At 71.6% G+C, this 2,449-nt stretch carries 3 protein-coding genes; all 3 read left to right on the plus strand.

Features of this window, described 5'->3' with window-relative positions:
* The first annotated feature begins 373 nt into the window (after window positions 1–373).
* The 3 genes from AC2A1K_RS35520 to AC2A1K_RS35530 all read left to right on the plus strand — a co-directional run bounded on the left by AC2A1K_RS35520 (window position 374) and on the right by AC2A1K_RS35530 (window position 2,146).
* Window positions 374–1,288 carry an alpha/beta fold hydrolase gene (locus AC2A1K_RS35520; RefSeq protein ID WP_483901057.1) on the plus strand — a complete coding sequence of 305 codons (915 nt, stop codon included), beginning with the start codon at window positions 374–376 and terminating at the stop codon, window positions 1,286–1,288.
* A gap of 264 nt (window positions 1,289–1,552) precedes the next feature.
* A complete protein-coding gene (locus tag AC2A1K_RS35525; RefSeq protein WP_483901058.1) occupies window positions 1,553–1,897 on the plus strand; it encodes a DUF6247 family protein in 345 nt (114 codons plus the stop codon).
* Window positions 1,898–2,146, plus strand: a complete 249-nt coding sequence (locus tag AC2A1K_RS35530) for a hypothetical protein (protein ID WP_483901059.1) — start codon at window positions 1,898–1,900, stop codon at window positions 2,144–2,146. It begins immediately after the preceding gene.
* The last annotated feature ends 303 nt before the right edge of the window (window positions 2,147–2,449 follow it).

Genomic DNA, 2,449 nt, shown 5'->3' on the forward strand with positions numbered 1-2,449 from the left:
CAGCGCCGATGGTACTGCGACCGACAGGTCGTGGGAGAGTAGGACACCGCCGGAACACCCGACCACCCCCACCACACCCCCACACCAAAAAAGGGGCGAGCACTCCCACCCAGGAGAGCCCGCCCCTCCTTCCCGTGCCTCGAGAGGCCGCGTCATCTGCCGGCGAACTCGGTGGCGGCGGTCTCCGCCGTCGCCTCTGCCGACTCGGGGCTCGTCGACTGCGAGGCGGCGCACCCACCGTCGGGCGCCGGGCCGAGACGTTCTCCGACGACGTTCTCGTCGCGGCCGTACCGATTCCTACCGAACCGGCCCGCCGCGAACTCCCCGCGACGACCGCCAGCCGGGCTGACTGAGCAGCCCGGATGATGGTGCGATGTTCGAGGGGTTCGTCGACGAGGCTGTCGAGCTCGGCCCGGTCCGGATGCGGGTGCGCCACGCGCTGGGGCCGCGGCCCGCCAACGGCGCAACGGTGTTGCTGCTGCACGGCCATCCGCGCACCTCGGCGACCTGGCACCGGGTCGCCGCCGCGCTCCGCGAACTCGGATTCGGGGTCGTCTGCCCGGATCTGCGCGGCTACGGCGGCTCCAGCGCACCGGCCACCGACGGCGAGCACCGGCCCTACTCCAAGCGAGCCATGGCTGACGACCTCGCAGCGCTCGCGGAGCACCTCGAGCTCGGCCCGCTCGTCGTCGTCGGCCACGACCGCGGGGCCTACGTCGCTCTGCGGATGGCGCTCGACCACCCCGAGCGGGTCGAGCGTCTCGCGGTCCTCGACGCCGTCCCCATCTGCGAAGCCCTCGACCGCACCGACGCCCGTTTCGCGAGGTGGTGGCACTGGTTCTTCTTCGCCCAGCCCGACAAGCCCGAGCAGGCGATCCTCGCCGACCCGCAGGCCTGGTATGGCGCTGGGCCGCAGGTCGAACAACGCATGGGCGCCGATGCCTACCGCGAGTACCTCGCCGCGATCACCGACCCGGTCACCGTCACCGCGATGCTCGAGGACTACCGCGCCGGCCTGGGCATCGACCGCGCCGACGAGACCGCCGACCGCAGCGCCGGCCGTCTGCTGAGCTGCCCGCTCCTGGTCCTCTGGGCCGCCCACGACGACCTCGTCGACCTCTACGGGGACCCGCTGGCGGTCTGGGCGGACTGGGCCGACGACGTTCAGGGCCATGACATCAACTCCGGCCATCACATGGCCGAGGAGGCACCCTCGGAACTCGTCCACGCCCTCACCGACTTCGCCGACCAGCACCGCAGGGGTCACGATCCGGACGAGAACCGCTGACACTCCGGCCGAGGAGACCGGCGACAGCGGCCCCGCAGAGCGGTGGTTCGCCCGGCTCGGGAGAGGCGGACCCGCCGACATCCCGAGCCGGTCGTACTGGGGGTGGGAGCACCGAGCCGGGCCACCTGCTCCCTCCGAAGCCCCGGGTGCGCGTGATCCTCCACGCCGGCCGGACGGAATGCGGGTACGCCGGCCGAGTCAGATGGAGCGCCGAGATGGCGGGTCGGAGCGGTGGCGGGGAGACCGTAGCCGTAGGGTTGGGCCATGACCGCGGCCGCGTCGCCCGTCCCGCCGGGTGGAGGGAAGGCCGGGACGTGGGCGGAGGCCACGCCCGCCGAGGTGCGGGCGGTCCTGGCACCGGAGAGCGCAGCCGAGTTCGATCGCCAGTGGCGAGCCGCGCTGGCACGGGCCGCCGACACCTACGATCTGACCGTCGTCCATCTGTGCCTCGACGCGTGGCGACGGGTCGCTCGCGTGACGGAGGCCGCCGGCGGCACGGACGGGTACCGGGCGATGCTGGAGGCGGCGGCTCACGCTCGTAGCGGCGACAGGGCGGCGGGCCCGTCCACGGCGCCGTGGCGTGAGGTGCGCGCGGACCTGGGCGTGTAGGTGGCCTACGAGGTCGACGTCGCTTCGGTCCGTGACGCCCTCGAGGCGCTACCGCGAGAGGCGTTGGTGGCGCTCGCGGACGTACTCGACGTGCTCGAGCTCGCCCCGTGGTCCGGTGACCCCCTCGTGGACCGCAACCCCGACGGCGCCGTACGCACCATGACCTTCGGTGGCGCAGGGCTCGTGACCTATGTCGTCGTGGAGCACCTCGGCCGGGTCGACCTCCTCCAGATCCACTGGGCCGGGTAGCCGGACCCGAGTGGGGCGTCGACGGCACCGAGAGGATCCCAACCCACCGGCTCCTGACCTGCGCTGATGATGGTGACCCACCCCGGGTGAACGGCGTCCGATCGCCCGTGTACTCTCTTCCACGTCGCCAGGACAGGGCTTGAAGCCGGTCCGGTCGACGCAGTAAGATAGGAAGGTCGCCCTCCGGAAGGTCCGCTCGGTGAGTGGGTTGGTCTGGTGGTGTGGTTGTCCTTTGAGAACTCAACAGTGTGCTGAATGTTTGGTGTGTTTGTCCTCGTCGGCATTGTGCTCTTTGTGGGTGTG

The organism is Actinomycetospora sp. 2LY8.5 (assembly GCF_057180585.1).

Bases quoted from the DNA above. Each gene is read 5' to 3' on its own strand.
- AC2A1K_RS35520 (WP_483901057.1), top strand. From the start codon at position 374: ATGTTCGAGGGGTTCGTCGACGAGGCTGTCGAGCTCGGCCCGGTCCGG.
- AC2A1K_RS35525 (WP_483901058.1), top strand. From the start codon at position 1,553: ATGACCGCGGCCGCGTCGCCCGTCCCGCCGGGTGGAGGGAAGGCCGGG.